Here is a 15,227-nt window from a genome sequence, read left to right on the forward strand (position 1 = left end):
TTGGATGAAAAATCGCGACCCCGATTGTAAGCCTGCGAGCCGCATGCGGCCCATCACGGCTCAGTCGAGGCGTTCGGTAAAACGTGACGTGATCGGGTAGCGCCAGTCGCGCCCGAATGCGCGATGCGTGACGCGAATGCCGATCGGCGCCTGGCGGCGCTTGTATTCGTTGATCTTGATGAGCCGCGTCACGCGTTCGACGTCCGCCTGCGCATAACCGGCCGCGACGATCTCGGCGAGCGGCCGATCCTCTTCCATGTACATCCGCATGATCGCGTCGAGTACGTCGTACGGCGGCAGGCTGTCCTGGTCGGTCTGGTTCTCGCGCAGCTCGGCCGACGGCGCACGCGTGAGGATCCGCTCGGGGATCACGTCGCGCAGTGCATAGTCGGCCGTTTCGTTGCGATAGCGGCAGAGCCGGTACACGAGCGTCTTCGCGATGTCCTTGATCACCGCGAAGCCGCCGGCCATGTCGCCGTACAGCGTGCAGTAGCCGACCGCCATCTCGCTCTTGTTGCCGGTCGTCAGCACGATCGAGCCGAACTTGTTCGACAGCGCCATCAGCAGCGTGCCGCGGATGCGCGCCTGGATGTTCTCTTCCGTCGCGTCTTCCGCGCGGCCCGCGAACTCGCCCGCGAGCGATGCGCGGAATGCGTCGAACATCGGCGCGATCGCGATCTCGTCGTAGCGCACGCCGACGCGCCGCGCCATGTCCGCCGCATCGGTGGTCGAGATGTCGGCCGTGAAGCGCGACGGCATCATCACCGCGCGCACGCGCCCGGGTCCGAGCGCATCGCATGCGACCGCGAGCACCAGCGCCGAATCGACACCGCCCGACAGCCCGATCAGCACGCCCGGAAAGCCGTTCTTGCCGATGTAGTCGCGCACGCCGGTCACGAGCGCGCGGTACACCTGCGCGTCGGTCGACAGCTCGGGCGCGATCGCGCCGGGCAGCGGCCGCGCGCCGTCGAATTCGACGATCGCGTGCCCTTCGTCGAACTGCGGCATCCTCGCGACGAGCGCGCCCTGCGCGTCGAGCACGAACGAGCCGCCGTCGAATACGAGTTCGTCCTGGCCGCCGACGAGGTTCACGTACACCATCGGCAGCCCGGTTTCGCGAATCCGCGCGCGCAGGATGTCGACGCGCACCGCTTCCTTGTTCATGTGGTACGGCGAGCCGTTCGGGATCAGCAGCACCTGCGCGCCGGCCGCCTTCGCGATCTGCGCGGCCGATGCATGCCACGCATCCTCGCAGATGATCACGCCGTACTTCACGCCGTTCAGCTCGAACACGAGCGGCTCGGCGTCCGTCGCGAAGTAGCGCTTCTCGTCGAACACCTCGGTGTTGGGCAGGTCCTGCTTGCGGTAGGTGCCGACGATCTCGCCGCCGACGATCAGCGATACCGCGTTGTAGGTATCGGTGGGCGGCACGCCGCGCTCGATCGGGCGGTTTGCATTACCATCGACGGCTGGCGCATGCGGATCGCCGCCCGGCGCGCCGCGCAACGGATGGCCGACCAGCACCGCGAGCCCGTCGAACGCCTTCAAGGCGCCGGCGAGCGCGTCGAGCGCGGCCGCGGCCGCCGCGTAGAACGCCGGCCGCAGCAGCAGGTCTTCCGGCGGATAGCCGGACAGCGCAAGTTCGGGTGCGACCATCAACTGCGCACCATCGTTGTGCGCGGCGCGCGCGGCCGCGATGATCCGCGCGACGTTGCCGGCGAAATCGCCAACGGTGACGTTGATCTGGGCGAGAGCGAGTCGGGTCTTCATGGCGGGATTGGCGCAGCCCGGCGGCGCGCCCTGAACGGCTGACGAAATCGTCCCGGTGCGGGCCACGCAGGCCCTCGCATCCGGCGACACAGAACGGTACGGATTCACGCTTGAAACACGAACGCATCGATTATCGCACGGGCATCCTGTCGTCTCCCGCGGAGGTCCCGGCCGACGAATGGAACGCGCTGCTCGCCCGCGACGCGCAGCCGACGCCCTTCCTGCGCCACGAATTCCTCGACGCGCTGCACGTCGCGCGCTGCGCGGTCGACGACACCGGCTGGTCGCCGCATTTCGTCACGCTGACCGACGAGCGCACCGGCCGCCTCGCGGCCGCCGCCCCCGTCTACGCGAAGCAGCATTCGTACGGCGAATACGTGTTCGACTGGGCCTGGGCCGACGCGTACCAGCGCAACGACCTGCCGTACTACCCGAAGCTGCTGTGCGCGGTGCCGTTCACGCCCGTGCAGGGCACGCGCCTGCTCGCGGCCGACGACGATGCGCGCCGCCGCCTCGCGGCCACGCTGCTCGCATTCGCCGAGCAGAGCGACGTGTCGTCGCTGCACGTGCTGTTCCCGACCGGCGACGAAGCGGCGCTCCTCGAATCGATGGGCATGATGCTGCGCGAAGGCGTGCAGTTCCACTGGATCAACGACGGCTACCGCCACTTCGACGATTTCCTCGGCACGCTCGAGCAGAAGAAGCGCAAGAACATCCGCGCGGAGCGGCGCAAGGTGCACGAGGCGGGCGTGACGTTCCGGCGGCTGACCGGCGACCGGATCACCGACGCCGACTGGCGCTTCTTCTCGCGCTGCTACCGGCAGACCTATCGCGAACACTATTCGAGCCCGTACCTGAACCTCGACTTCTTCCGCACGATCGGTGCGACGATGCCCGAGAACCTGCTGCTCGTGATCGCGGAAGCCGGCGGCCAGCCGATCGCGAGCGCACTCGCCGTCTACCGGCGCGGCGAGAACGGCGGCGGCACGCTGTACGGCCGCTACTGGGGAGCGGTCGAGCACGTGCCGTGCCTGCATTTCGAGACGGCCTACTACCAGCTGCTCGAATTCTGCATCGAGGCCGGGCTCGACACGTTCGAAGGCGGCGCGCAGGGCGAACACAAGCTCGCGCGCGGCTTCCTGCCGACCGTCACGCACTCCGCGCACTGGCTCGCGCACCCGGCATTCTCCGACGCCGTCGCGCGCTTTCTCGAACGCGAGACCGAGCATATCCACGCGTACGTCGACGAATTGCGCGAACACGATCCGTTCCGGCGCGGCGCCGGGTAACGACTGCGCGCCGGAACGTGCCGGTACGTGCCGGCATGCGGCGAGACCGCGACCGGCCACGCCGCATGCCGCGTGGCCGCCCGGCTCAGTGCGCGGCGAGCGTCACCGTCGTCGACTGCGCCTGCGGGTCACGCGACGAAGCCGCCGCCGACAGCCCGTAGCTGCCCGCGGCGATCCGCCACGCATGCGCATTCGCATCCCACACCGCGAAGCGCTGCGCCGGCACCGCAACGCTGACGGTACGCGCCTCGCCCGGCTGCAGCGCGACCTTGGTCCAGCCGACGAGGCGCTTCGGCGGTTCGCCGAGCGACGCGGGCAGTGCCGCGTAGATCTGCACCGTCTGCGCACCGGCCCGCGCGCCGGTGTTCGTCACCGTCACGCCGACCGTCACGTTGCCTGCCGCATCGGCCCGCGCGGACATCGCCGACAACGCATACGTCGTGTACGACAGCCCGTAGCCGAACGGGAACAGCGGCTCGATCGCCTTCGCGTCGAACCAGCGATAGCCGTACGCGAGCCCTTCCGCGTAGACGGTCTGCGTGCGCGACGGATCGATCGCCGGCTGCGGCAGGTCGGCCTCCTGCTTCGGGAACGTCAGCGGCAGCCGGCCCGACGGGTTCGCATCGCCGAACAGCAGATCGGCGATCGCCTGGCCGCCCTGCGCGCCGGGATACCACGCTTCGAGCACGCCATGCACGTTCGCGAGCCACGGCATCAGCACGGGGCTGCCGTTCTCGAGCACGACGATCACGCGCTTCGCCTTCGCCGCGACCGCCGCAATCAGCGCGTTCTGGTCGTATTGCTGGTTGTACGGATCGGCCTTCGCATCGGGCAGCGACAGGCTCGCGAGGTCGAGCCCTTCCGTCTGCCACTGCGTCGCGAACACGATCGCGACATCGGCCTGCGCGGCCGCGCTCGCCGCGGCATTCGCGTCGGTTCCGTCGAGGTAGCTGACCGCCGCGTTCGGCGCCTTCGCGCGAATCGCCGCGAGCGGCGCGGACTTGTACCACGTCGCACAGCCGCCGAACAGCGTGTCGGCGGGTTGCTGGCAGGTCGTCACCGCATTGCCGTCGATCGCCGGCACCGCGCCCGAGCCGCCGCCCGACAGCACGCCCGCGTCCGCATGCCCGCCGATCACGACGACCGACTTCAGCGCGCCGGCCGCCAGCGGCAGCACGGGCTGCGCATCGCCGGGCGCGGCCGCGTTCTTCAGCAGCACCGCGGATTGCCGCGCGATCGCGAGCGCATCGGCGTTGCCGGCCGCTTCGTCGATCGCGCCGCCCGGCTTCGGCGGTGCGTCCATCACGCCGATGCGGATCAGCGTGCGCAGCTTGCGCTGCACCATGTCGTTCAGCCGCGCGGCCGACACGCTGCCGGCCTGCAGCGCCGCACGCAGCTTCGTGTTGAAGAACGAGCCGAGCGGCGCGTTGTTGTCGTCCGCCGCGCCCGGTTCCTCCTCGTCGAGCCCCGCCTGCACGGCCGCGACCGTCGAATGCGTCGCGCCCCAGTCGGACTGCACGACGCCCTTGAAGCCCCATTCGTTCTTCAGCACCGTGGTCAGCAGATACGGGTTCTCGCACGCGTACACGCCGTTCAGCTTGTTGTACGAGCACATCACGTTGCCCGGCTGGCCGTCCTTCACGCCGATCTCGAACGCGAGCAGTTCGGCCTCGCGCATGGTCCGCTCGTCGACGACCGAATCGATCGTCATCCGGTTGGTTTCCTGGTCGTTGAACGCGAAATGCTTGATCGTCGCGATCACCTTCTGCGCCTGCGTCGCTTGCGTGCGCGCGGCGCTCAGCGTGCCCGCGAGCACCGGATCCTCGCCCATGTATTCGAACGTGCGGCCGTTGCGCGGCTCGCGCGCGAGGTTCACGCCGCCGCCGAGCCCTTCCGCGAACCCGAGCGCACGCAGTTCGAGCGCGATGCGCGTGCCGTAGGTGCCGGCGAGCGCCGGGTCCCACGTTGCCGCGAGCGCGACCGGTGCGGGCAGCGCGGTCACGCGCGCGTTCTTCACGTTCACGCCGCCCGCCGAATCGGCGCTGCTGACGGCCGGAATGCCGAGCCGCGGCACGCCAGGGATGTAGCTCGCGCCATTGAGTGCGTCGGCCGGGAACGGGCCGCCCAGGTCGAGCGCCGGCAGGCCCGTGCCGTGCACGAGCTGCAGTTTCTCGTCGGTCGTCAGTTGCGCGACGAGCGCGGCCGCGCGCTGGTCGGCCGCGGCATCGGGGTCGGCCGGCGCGGCCGGACCCGCGTGGATGTCGTCGCCGCCGCACGACGCGAGCAGCACCGTGAGCGCACACGCGGACGCAATCGTCGAACACCGGAACAGCGAAGTTTTCATTGATCCTCCTGAATCGTTCTGTTGTACTTGTCGCCACACTCCAGCGTCCGAGTCTAAAAATTGACCGGTCACCACGCTTGACCGGCAGGAGCATGCGTTGACCTCTCGCAGCGGGGACAAACCCGAACGGCATGACGAAGGGGGACAGACATGGAGTTGCAACAGAAATCGGTATCCGTGCGGATCTACCGCTGGCTGTGCGAAGACGCGCGCGCGAACGGCATCGATCTCGCACCGCTTTACGACACGCTCGGCATCGGTCCGGCCGAGCTTGCCGACGACACGCGCCGCATCGCGGGCGACCGGCACGTCGCCGCGATGCGGCTCACGAGCGCATGGCCGCTGTCGTGGCATTGCCCGCCGCCGCAGGTCGTGCCGTGGCTCGCGCCGTTCCCGGAACTCGCGGGCGTCACGTGCAACGCGGCGACACTGCGCGACGCGCTGCACGGCTACCTGCACTATCGCGAGCTGATCGGCAACGTCGACTGGGTGTTCGCGCACGAGAACGGCGACGCGATCGCGCTCGAATACGTGAACGAAGGCGACGGCCGGCACGCGGGCAGCGCATTCGCGAACCTCGCGATCCTCGCCGCGCTCGCCCGCCTGTACGATCCGCACGTGTGCGTCGACGACGCCGCCTTCGCCGGCCGCGCGTTCGCACCCACCGCCGCGCTGCGCGACATGCTCGGCGCACCGATGTCGTTCGATGCCGCGCACAACCGCATCGTGCTGCGCTCCGCGCACTTCGACACGCCGTTCGAACGCTACAACGCGCCGCTCGCCGGCATTCAGCGTCACGCGGCCGACGCCGTGCGCGAGCGTGTACGCGTGCGCTCGACGTTCGGCTCGTCGGTCGAGCAATGCGTGCGCGACTGGCTGCGTACCGCCGACGAAGCCGATGTACCGACCGACACGCTGATGCAGCACGTGTGCACGCGCTTCGCGATGTCGCGCTGGACGCTGCGCCGGCGGCTGCATCGCGAGGCGGTCGGCTTTCATGCGCTCGTCGCGCAGGCGCGGCTCGGCGAGGCGCGCGACCTGCTGCTGAATACGCAACTGCCGATCGGCGAGATCGGCGTGCGCGTCGGCTTCCGTTCGACGAGCGCGTTCACGCGCTTCTTCACGCGCGAACTCGGCGCGGCGCCGAGCCGTTTTCGCGACGGGCACGGCGATCGATGGCGTTGACACGCGCCTTTTCTGAGACACTGGCGGCTTCGCATCCCGCCGCCCTGCCATGTCCTGGTTTCTGTACCTGATCGAATGCGCCGACGACAGCGTCTACACGGGCATCACGACCGATGTCGCCGCGCGCTTCGACGAGCACGCGTCCGGCAAGGGCGCGCGCTACACGCGCTCGCGCAAGCCGCGCGCGGTGCTCGCGTCGTTCCCGCTGCCCGACCGGTCGATCGCATCGCGTGCCGAGTACTGGGTGAAGCGGCTCACGGCCGCGCAGAAACGCGAACTGGCGGCCGGGATCCGGACGCTCGAGTCGGTGTTGCCGGCCGGGATGTCGATCGACGGGAACGTCGATGCGGCCGGGTTGAAGGCAGGGTTGAAGGCCGGTAAGCGCGGGCAGAAGAAGGCGAAGGCGCAGTCTGTCGACATCGCGACGCAGGCCGCTGAAACGGACAAGCCCGTCAAGAAAGCCGCGAAGGCCGGGAATGACGGGAAAGCGTCCGTGCCCGCAAAAACCGTGAAGCGCGGACAGGCCGCGCAAGCGCCCAAGAAGACCAAGGCCACGCCTGCCACGAAGCGTGCGAAGACCGACGACGCAGCCGAAGTGAAAAAGGGCCCGTCTCGCGGCAAGGCGGCCACGAAGGCCACGAAGGCCGCACCGAAGCGGAAAGCGCCGGCAGCCGGCGGCAAGTCCGTCGCCAAACCACGCACCGACGTTGCTGCCGCGCCGGCGCGCAGCCGTGCATCGGCAACAAAGACCACCGCCGACGCGGTCGAAACCCCGGCGAATCCGGTCACCGCCACCGGCCGCGCCACGCGCGCGAATCGTGCGAGAAGCGCATCGAACGCGACCGCCCTGCCTGCGCCGGCCCCCGCGCGCCCCCGAAAGAAGGCCACCCCGGGCGCCGGCCCGCGCACAAAACAAAACCGCGCGGCCTCCTGACGAGACACGCGCGGTTTGCGTTCCGAACGAACCGGCCGCGAGGCCGGCCAGCCGGCTTACTTCTTGTAGTTCGCTGCGCCGTCGGCGATTTCCTTGTGCGCGGCTTCGATGCCGGCCCAGCCTTCGACCTTCACCCACTTGCCCTTCTCGAGCGCCTTGTATTGCTCGAAGAAGTGCTTGATCTGGTCCTTCAGGTACTCGGGCACGTCGTCGATCGACTTCAGGTTGGCCGTCATCGGGCAGACCTTGTCGTGCGGCACCGCGACCAGCTTCGCGTCGACGCCCGACTCGTCGGTCATCTGCAGCATGCCGAGCACGCGCGAACGCACGATCGAGCCTGCCAGCAGCGGGAACGGCGTGATCACCAGCACGTCGACCGGATCGCCGTCGCCCGACAGCGTCTGCGGGATGTAGCCGTAGTTCACCGGATAGCGCATGCCCGTGCCGATGAAACGGTCGACGACGAGGAGGCCCAGTTCCTTGTCCGCCTCGTACTTCACCGGGTCGCTTTGCGCGGGAATCTCGATGATCACGTTGAAATCTTGCGGCAGGTCCTTGCCGGCCGGAACATGGTTGAAGCTCATGAGCACTCTCTGTAGGTCGATGGGAATTCGGGACAGGGCGCCGCGGCCGATGCATCGCCGCAGGCGTCCCCCAGCGGAATGCGCCATTATAGCCAATCGACCGGTGGCGTCCGGATGACGATCGGCGCGATAATCGTTCCCGATGTCCGGCCGTCGAACCACCGGCCGCGTTGCATGGAATCGGCGTCGGCACCGGGGCGCCGTCGCCGGTCGACGCGAAGACAGGAGCACGCATGGAAGAGGCGAAGCACTTCATCGCAGGCGAATGGACGTTGCCTGCGCAACTGGAAACCATCGCGGTCGTCGATCCGTCCGACGGCCAGCCGTTCGCAGCCATTGCCCGCGGCACGGCGCCCGACATCGAGCGCGCGGTCGCCGCGGCCCGCGACGCGTTCGCGGGCCCATGGGGCGCCAAAAGCGCCGCCGAGCGCGGCCGCGTGCTGATGCGGCTGTCGGCGCGCGTGGCCGATTCCCTCGAGGAACTCGCCACGATCGAGGCACGCGACACCGGCAAGCCGCTCAAGCAGGCACGCGCGGATGCCGCCGCGCTCGCGCGCTACTTCGAGTTCTACGCAGGCGCGGCCGACAAGCTGCACGGCGAAACCCTTCCCTACCAAGCCGGCTACACCGTGCTGACGGTGCGCGAGCCGCACGGCGTCACGGGCCACATCGTGCCGTGGAACTACCCGATGCAGATTTTCGGGCGCAGCGTCGGCGCCGCGCTCGCGGCCGGCAACGCATGCGTCGTCAAGCCGGCCGAGGATGCATGCCTGTCGTTGCTGCGCGTCGCCGAGCTGGCCGCCGAGGCCGGGCTGCCGGCCGGCGCGCTGAACATCGTCACCGGCTACGGTCATGAGGCCGGCGCCGCGCTCGCGCGCCATCCCGGCATCGACCACATCTCGTTCACGGGCTCCCCGGCCACCGGCAAGCTGGTCACGCAGATGGCGGCCGAGAACCACGTACCCGTCACGCTCGAACTCGGCGGCAAGTCGCCGCAGATCGTGTTCGCCGATGCCGACCTCGAGGCGGCGCTGCCCGTGCTCGTGTCGGCGATCGTGCAGAACGGCGGGCAGACCTGCTCGGCCGGCAGCCGCGTGCTGATCGAGCGCGCGGTGTACGAGCCGCTCGTCGAGCGGCTCGCCACCGCGTTCAACGGGCTGCGCGTCGGTCCGAGCCGCGCCGACCTCGACTGCGGCCCGCTGATCAACGCGAAGCAGCAGCAGCGCGTGTGGGATTTCCTGTCCGACGCGCAGCACGACGGCATTCCGATGGCCGCGCATGGGCAGGTCGTCGCCGAGGCACCCGAAAGCGGCTTCTACCAGGCACCCGCGCTGTTGCGCGACGTGCCGCCGTCGCACCGGCTCGCGCAGGAGGAAGTGTTCGGCCCCGTGCTCGCCGCGATGCGTTTCGTCGACGAAGACGAAGCCGTCGCGCTGGCGAACGGCACGCCGTACGGCCTCGTCGCGGGCATCTGGACGCGCGACGGCGCACGCCAGATGCGTATCGCGCGGCGCCTGCGGGCCGGCCAGGTATTCATCAACAACTATGGCGCGGGCGGCGGCGTCGAGCTGCCGTTCGGCGGTGTCGGCCATTCGGGGCATGGCCGCGAGAAAGGCTTCGAGGCACTGTACGGCTTCACCGCGCTGAAAACGATCGCGATCCGGCACGGCTGAACGCGCGACAAGCAGGACGCGGCATGCGGCCGGCAGCGCGCGGCCGCATGCCGAAGCACGACGACACTAAATCCAGCACAGGAGACACACCATGCGGTTGAGCGGCAAGACGGCCATCGTCACGGGCGGCGGCTCGGGGTTCGGCGAAGGCATCGCGAAGACATATGCGCGCGAAGGCGCGAACGTCGTCGTCAACGACCTGAACGGCGCGGCGGCCGAGCGTGTCGCGAGCGAGATCGCGCTCGCGGGCGGCAAGGCAATCGCGGTGGCCGGCGACGTGTCGCGGCAGGACGACTGGCACGCGCTGCTGCAGGCGACGCTCGACGATTTCCACGCGGTGCAGATCGTCGTGAACAACGCGGGCACCACGCACCGCAACAAGCCGGTGCTCGACGTGTCGGAAGCCGAATTCGACCGCGTGTACGCGGTCAACATGAAAAGCCTGTTCTGGTGCGTGCAGACCTTCGTTCCGTACTTCCGCGAGCGGGGCGGCGGCGTGTTCGTGAACGTCGCGTCGACGGCCGGCGTGCGGCCGCGGCCGGGCCTCGTCTGGTACAACAGCACGAAGGGCGCGATGATCACCGCGAGCAAGTCGCTCGCGGCCGAACTCGGCGCCGACCGCATCCGCGTGAACTGCATCAACCCCGTGCTCGGCGAAACCGCGTTGATGACGGAGTTCATGGGCTGCGAGGATACCCCCGAGAACCGCAGCCGCTTCCTCGCGACGATCCCGCTCGGCCGCTTCTCGACGCCGCAGGACATCGCGAACGCGGCGCTGTACCTGGCATCCGACGAGGCCGAGTTCATCACGGGCGTCTGTCTCGAAGTCGACGGCGGGCGCTGCATCTAGCCGTATCCCCCTTGCCGCAGCGTGCCGCGACCGGCAACCGCCGCGGCACACGCGCATGGCTTCGCACGACTCCGGACGAGGCACCGCTACGCCTTCTCCGGCCAATTACAAGGACAGGAGACAACATGGCAACATCGACGCAGTCGCTGCCGGGCTCGTCCGGCGCATTCGAGGAAGCAACCTATCGCAAGGTGTCGTGGCGGCTCGTGCCGCTCCTGCTGCTGTGCTACGTGGTCGCGTATCTCGACCGCGTGAACGTCGGCTTCGCGAAGCTGCAGATGGCGAGCGACCTGAATCTCAGCGACACCGTCTACGGGCTCGGCGCCGGGATCTTCTTCTTCGGCTATTTCCTCTTCGAAGTGCCGAGCAACATCATCCTGCACAAGGTCGGCGCGCGCGTGTGGATCGCCCGCATCATGGCGACGTGGGGCGTGATCTCGATCCTGACGATGTTCGTCACGACGCCCGCGATGTTCTACGTGATGCGCTTCCTGCTCGGCGTCGCCGAGGCAGGCTTCTTCCCCGGCGTGATCCTCTACCTCACCTACTGGTATCCCGCGCACCGGCGCGGCCGGATGACGACGTTCTTCATGACGGCGGTCGCGTTGTCCGGCGTGATCGGCGGGCCGATCTCGGGCTTCATCCTGAAGGCGTTCGACGGCGTGAGCGGCTGGCACGGCTGGCAATGGCTGTTCCTGCTCGAAGGCATCCCGTCGGTGCTCGCCGGCGTGCTCGTGTTCTTCTCGCTCGACGAGCGGATCTCGAAGGCGAAGTGGCTGACCGACGAGGAAAAGGCGCTGCTCACCCGCAACGTCGACGCGGAGGAAGCGACCAAGGAAGACCTGCCGCTCGGCACCGTGATGTCGAGCCCGCGCGTGTGGCTGATGGCGCTGATCTATTTCTCGTTCGTGATGGGGCTCTACGGCGTCGGCTTCTGGCTGCCGACGATCATCAAGGCCACCGGCGTGACCGACACGTTCATGATCGGCCTGCTGTCGGCAATTCCGTATGCAGCCGCGGTGGTCGCGATGATCCTGATCGCGCGCAGCGCGGACCGGCACCGCGAACGCCGCTGGCACGTCGCGATTCCGGCCGCGATCGGCGCGCTCGGGCTCGTGCTGTCGGTGGTCTGGGCGCACCAGACCGCGCTCGCGATGCTCGGCCTCACGCTCGCGACGATCGGCATCCTGACCACGCTGCCGCTGTTCTGGAGCCTGCCGACCGCGTTCCTCGGCGGCACGGCGGCCGCGGCCGGCATCGCGATGATCAACTCGATCGGCAACCTCGCCGGCTTCCTGAGCCCGTACCTGATGGGCTGGCTCAAGCAGGCGACGGGCGCCAACGATTCGGGCATGTACATGCTCGCCGGGTTCCTCGTGCTCGGCGGGCTGCTCGCGCTGTCGGTGCCGAAGCGGCTGGTCGACAAATGACGCGGGGCGCATCTGCGCCCCCCCCTGCCGGCGGACGGTCCGCCCCGGAAACGCCCCGCTGGCCGGAACCGCTCCGGCCAGCGGGGCGTTTCTGCTTCCACATGCGTGCCGCCCGGACGATGCCGGCTCGGCATCCCGCCAATGCTGATGCCATAATATCCACAATGCACCCTAACGATCCCAATTTCATGGAACAATAGGGAGCATATTGAGCATCACGAGCCGATCATGTTCCATACCGTCGACGAATCCGCCGCCCGCCTGCGCCTCCACCCGAAGACCGTCCTGCGCTTCATCCGCGAGGGCAAGCTGCGTGCGACGCGGGTCGGCCGCGCCTACCGCATCCTCGACGCCGACCTCGCCGCGTTCGCGCAAACCGAGCCGCCCGCGCCCGTGCCGCGTGCGGTGCGCGTCACCAGCATCGTCGACATTCCGGACGCGTCGCAGTCGCTGCACCAGTACCTGTCGCGATCGCTGCATGCGATGGCGTCCGGCCGCACGTCGTACGTCGACCCCGTGCGGATCGACGTCACGTTCGATCCCGCCGCGAGCCAGGTCAAGATCATCGTCGCCGCGACGCCGGCCGACACGGCCGTGCTGATGTCGTCGCTCGAGGCGCTGCTGCAGCAAAGCGGGACATGAGCGCGATCTTCAGGTCGCCGCGCCATGCACGCGCCATTCGCGCGGCTTACGACGCCGCGCTGTCGCACTGGCCGGCCGGGCATCGGCGCGTCACGGTGCAGACGCGCCATGGCGCGACGCACGTGATCGCCTGCGGCCCCGAGCACGCGCCGCCGGTCGTGCTGATCCACGGCGCGCAGACGACGGCGGCGAGCTGGCAGCATTACGCGGCGCAATGGTCGACTCACTTCCGGCTCCATGCGATCGACGTGATCGGCGAAGCAGGACCGAGCGCGCCGTCGCGACTGCCGCTTGCGGGCGACGCGCATGCGCAGTGGCTCGACGACGTGCTGGACGGCCTGCAGGTGTCACGTGCCGCGTTCGTCGGCATCTCGCTCGGGGCGCGAACGGCGCTCGACTTCACGTTGCGGCGGCCGGCACGCGTGACGCGGCTCGCGCTGCTCTGCCCGTCCGGCATCGGCCGGCAGAAGCGGTTTCTGTGGTGGGCGCTGCCGCTGTTGCTGCTCGGCGATGCCGGGCGCGCATGCGTGCGACGGCGCGTGCTCGGCCGCCTGCCGCCCGCGTCGACGGCGGCCGAACGTGACACGCTCGCGCTGATGCACGCCGTCGACCGCGGGTTTCGCCCTCGCATCGAACCGATTCCGGTGTTCGCCGACAACGTGCTGCGCACGCTGTCGGTGCCCACGCTGGCGATCGTCGGCGGCCGCGACGTGATGCTCGACTCGCGCGACACGCGTGAGCGCCTGACGCGTCTCGTGCCGCACGCGCAGATCCTGTTTCTTCCCGAGCAGCCCCACTTCATCCGCGGGCAACGCGACACCGTACTCGCGTTTCTCGCGTCGACGGAAACCATCGACATGCCCCACCGAATCGTTCAGGCAGCCGGCCGCCGCGTGCTGGTCCGTGATCCCTCCGCCGCCGTCGTGCAGCGGGAAAGCGATGCGCTCGACCTCGTCGCCCTCGCGCACGAGCACGAAGCCGACTGGATCGCGGTGCCCGCGGACGCGCTGCACGACGACTTCTACCGGCTCGAAAGCGGCCTCGCGGGCGCCGTCCTGCAGAAGCTCGTCAACTACGGCGTCAGGCTCGGCGTGGTCGGCGACATCGAGCGCTGGCTCACCCGCAGCGAAGCGTTCCGCGCACTCGTGCGCGAATCGAATCGCGGGCAATCGGTGTGGTTCGTCGCCAGCGAGGACGACCTGCTGCGCAAGCTAGACGCATGACGTGTCGTCCAGGCCCGCCCTGGACGAAAAAAAGCCCCGAAGGCCTTCCGGCATTCGGGGCTTTCTTGCGCGGGTTGCGCGGGCCGCCTGCGGCAGGCAGCCACGCCGCCCGCGTCAGACCACGGTGATCGCGAGCGCGCTTTCGCGGTAGTGCTTCGCGGCCTTGTCGGTTTCGCCGAGATGCTCGAACAGGCGTGCGAGCGCACGATGCGCACGCACCTTCAGCGCCTCGTTGTCGGCGAGCTTCAGCGCCGATTCGAGGAACGACTGCGCCTTGCCCCACAGCTGCTGCTGCTGGCACAGGCGGCCGAGCGCGAACAGCAGGTCGGCATCCTCCGGGTGATCCTTCTTCCACCCTTCGGCCTTCTGGATCAGCGGCAGCGCATCGGCGCCGGCCGTATCCGGATAACGGCGCAGCAGGCGCGCATCCCAGTTGTGGGCAAGCGCGTCCTCGACGATGCGACGTGCTTCGTTGCGGCGCTCGAGCGGAACGAGAAGATCGGCCGCGAGATCGGCGAGACGCGGCGACTGGCGCTCGACCGGCGACAGCGACTGCCACACCTCGAGCAGCGCGTCCGGGTCGTGCCGGCGTTCGCGCAGCAGGTTTTCCGCAGCCTGCTGGCGCAGCCGCACGGCTGCGGCCGGATGCAGCGCCTCGCGCTTCTCGAGCGCCTTCGCGAGCTTCAGCACCTCGGCCCAGTTCTTCAGCTGCTGCTGCGCGCGCAGCGCAACCTGCTGCGCATGGATACGCTTGCCGCCCGCCTGCAGGTCGGCCAGCGCGGCGAGCGCACCGTCGGCATCGCGCGCGTCCGCGCGCATGTCGGCCGCGGCGAGCAGCCGTGCGTCCTGCCACTCGGGTGCGTCGACCTTCGACAGCCAGTCGTCGCGACGCGTGTACTCGTGCATCCGGTGCGCGGCAGTCGCCGCGACGAGACTCGCCGCGCCCTGGTTCGCGTCGACCGACAGCGCTTCACGCGCGGCCTTCTCCGCGCGCGAGAAGCGGCCCGCGTACAGGTTCGCGATCGCGTCGCGCAGCGATGCCTGCGCCTTCTCGTTGCGCGAACGCGCACGATACGCGGCGACCCGCTGCGGCATACGCCAGATGTTGCGCACGATGCGCAGCAGCGCATACACGACGATGAACAGCACGACGATGGCGATCACGAACAGGTTCAGCGACACGTCGATCCGGTACGGCGGATAGACGAGCAGCACCTGCCCCGCGTCGAAACGGCCGACGGTGGCGAGCGCAGCGGCGATCGCGAACAGGACCGCGAGCCAGACGATTCCTCGAAGCGTCATC

12 protein-coding genes are annotated in these 15,227 nt (G+C 69.1%); 8 read left to right on the top strand and 4 right to left on the bottom strand.

Annotated elements, in window-relative coordinates:
- Positions 1 to 60: 60 nt before the first annotated feature.
- The gene (locus E9536_RS25270) at positions 61 to 1,770 is read right to left on the bottom strand and encodes an NAD+ synthase (protein WP_136471060.1); all 1,710 of its coding nucleotides are present in this window, start codon (positions 1,768 to 1,770) and stop codon (positions 61 to 63) included.
- 110 nt (positions 1,771 to 1,880) lie between these two features.
- Here E9536_RS25270 and E9536_RS25275 point away from each other — a divergent pair, with 110 nt between their 5' ends.
- Entirely contained in the window at positions 1,881 to 3,059 is a 1,179-nt protein-coding gene (locus E9536_RS25275; protein ID WP_027786755.1) for a GNAT family N-acetyltransferase, read from the top strand.
- Positions 3,060 to 3,144: 85 nt separating this feature from the next.
- Here the strand turns inward: E9536_RS25275 and E9536_RS25280 are convergent, their stop codons facing one another.
- A complete protein-coding gene (locus tag E9536_RS25280; RefSeq protein WP_059697669.1) occupies positions 3,145 to 5,403 on the bottom strand; it encodes a glycoside hydrolase family 3 C-terminal domain-containing protein in 2,259 nt (752 codons plus the stop codon).
- A gap of 150 nt (positions 5,404 to 5,553) precedes the next feature.
- On the opposite strand from E9536_RS25280, the gene E9536_RS25285 reads away from it, so the two are divergent.
- Entirely contained in the window at positions 5,554 to 6,588 is a 1,035-nt protein-coding gene (locus E9536_RS25285) for an AraC family transcriptional regulator (protein ID WP_124839275.1), read from the top strand.
- 49 nt (positions 6,589 to 6,637) lie between these two features.
- Positions 6,638 to 7,522 carry a GIY-YIG nuclease family protein gene (locus E9536_RS25290; RefSeq protein ID WP_136471062.1) on the top strand — a complete coding sequence of 295 codons (885 nt, stop codon included), beginning with the start codon at positions 6,638 to 6,640 and terminating at the stop codon, positions 7,520 to 7,522.
- 56 nt (positions 7,523 to 7,578) lie between these two features.
- Here the strand turns inward: E9536_RS25290 and ppa are convergent, their stop codons facing one another.
- Complete coding sequence (ppa, locus tag E9536_RS25295; RefSeq protein WP_027786751.1) at positions 7,579 to 8,106, bottom strand: inorganic diphosphatase; 528 nt, start codon at positions 8,104 to 8,106, stop codon at positions 7,579 to 7,581.
- Positions 8,107 to 8,339: 233 nt separating this feature from the next.
- Between ppa and E9536_RS25300 the strand changes: the two genes are divergently transcribed.
- The 5 genes from E9536_RS25300 (at position 8,340) to E9536_RS25320 (ending at position 13,924) form a co-directional block, all read left to right on the top strand.
- Positions 8,340 to 9,779 (top strand): aldehyde dehydrogenase family protein, encoded by a 1,440-nt coding sequence (locus E9536_RS25300; RefSeq protein ID WP_027786750.1) that lies wholly within the window; start codon positions 8,340 to 8,342, stop codon positions 9,777 to 9,779.
- A 91-nt stretch (positions 9,780 to 9,870) separates the two neighbouring features.
- Entirely contained in the window at positions 9,871 to 10,629 is a 759-nt protein-coding gene (locus tag E9536_RS25305; protein ID WP_027786749.1) for an SDR family oxidoreductase, read from the top strand.
- 125 nt (positions 10,630 to 10,754) lie between these two features.
- Positions 10,755 to 12,059 (top strand): MFS transporter, encoded by a 1,305-nt coding sequence (locus tag E9536_RS25310; RefSeq protein WP_027786748.1) that lies wholly within the window; start codon positions 10,755 to 10,757, stop codon positions 12,057 to 12,059.
- Positions 12,060 to 12,287: 228 nt separating this feature from the next.
- A complete protein-coding gene (locus E9536_RS25315) occupies positions 12,288 to 12,701 on the top strand; it encodes a helix-turn-helix domain-containing protein (protein WP_136471064.1) in 414 nt (137 codons plus the stop codon).
- Positions 12,698 to 13,924 carry an alpha/beta fold hydrolase gene (locus E9536_RS25320; RefSeq protein WP_136471066.1) on the top strand — a complete coding sequence of 409 codons (1,227 nt, stop codon included), beginning with the start codon at positions 12,698 to 12,700 and terminating at the stop codon, positions 13,922 to 13,924. The genes E9536_RS25315 and E9536_RS25320 overlap by 4 nt, the downstream gene beginning before the upstream one ends.
- 114 nt (positions 13,925 to 14,038) lie before the next feature.
- Here the strand turns inward: E9536_RS25320 and E9536_RS25325 are convergent, their stop codons facing one another.
- Positions 14,039 to 15,226: a heme biosynthesis protein HemY gene (locus E9536_RS25325; protein ID WP_011352869.1), complete on the bottom strand. Its 1,188-nt coding sequence runs from the start codon at positions 15,224 to 15,226 to the stop codon at positions 14,039 to 14,041.
- Position 15,227 lies beyond the last annotated feature (1 nt).

Origin of the sequence: Burkholderia sp. LS-044, from assembly GCF_004803625.1 — a bacterium.
Taxonomy (GTDB): Bacteria; Pseudomonadota; Gammaproteobacteria; order Burkholderiales; family Burkholderiaceae; genus Burkholderia; species Burkholderia cepacia.

Bases quoted from the DNA above. Each gene is read 5' to 3' on its own strand.
- E9536_RS25270 (WP_136471060.1), bottom strand. From the start codon at position 1,770: ATGAAGACCCGACTCGCTCTCGCCCAGATCAACGTCACCGTTGGCGAT.
- E9536_RS25280 (WP_059697669.1), bottom strand. From the start codon at position 5,403: ATGAAAACTTCGCTGTTCCGGTGTTCGACGATTGCGTCCGCGTGTGCG.
- E9536_RS25285 (WP_124839275.1), top strand. From the start codon at position 5,554: ATGGAGTTGCAACAGAAATCGGTATCCGTGCGGATCTACCGCTGGCTG.
- E9536_RS25290 (WP_136471062.1), top strand. From the start codon at position 6,638: ATGTCCTGGTTTCTGTACCTGATCGAATGCGCCGACGACAGCGTCTAC.
- ppa (WP_027786751.1), bottom strand. From the start codon at position 8,106: ATGAGCTTCAACCATGTTCCGGCCGGCAAGGACCTGCCGCAAGATTTC.
- E9536_RS25300 (WP_027786750.1), top strand. From the start codon at position 8,340: ATGGAAGAGGCGAAGCACTTCATCGCAGGCGAATGGACGTTGCCTGCG.
- E9536_RS25305 (WP_027786749.1), top strand. From the start codon at position 9,871: ATGCGGTTGAGCGGCAAGACGGCCATCGTCACGGGCGGCGGCTCGGGG.
- E9536_RS25310 (WP_027786748.1), top strand. From the start codon at position 10,755: ATGGCAACATCGACGCAGTCGCTGCCGGGCTCGTCCGGCGCATTCGAG.
- E9536_RS25315 (WP_136471064.1), top strand. From the start codon at position 12,288: ATGTTCCATACCGTCGACGAATCCGCCGCCCGCCTGCGCCTCCACCCG.
- E9536_RS25320 (WP_136471066.1), top strand. From the start codon at position 12,698: ATGAGCGCGATCTTCAGGTCGCCGCGCCATGCACGCGCCATTCGCGCG.
- E9536_RS25325 (WP_011352869.1), bottom strand. From the start codon at position 15,226: ATGACGCTTCGAGGAATCGTCTGGCTCGCGGTCCTGTTCGCGATCGCC.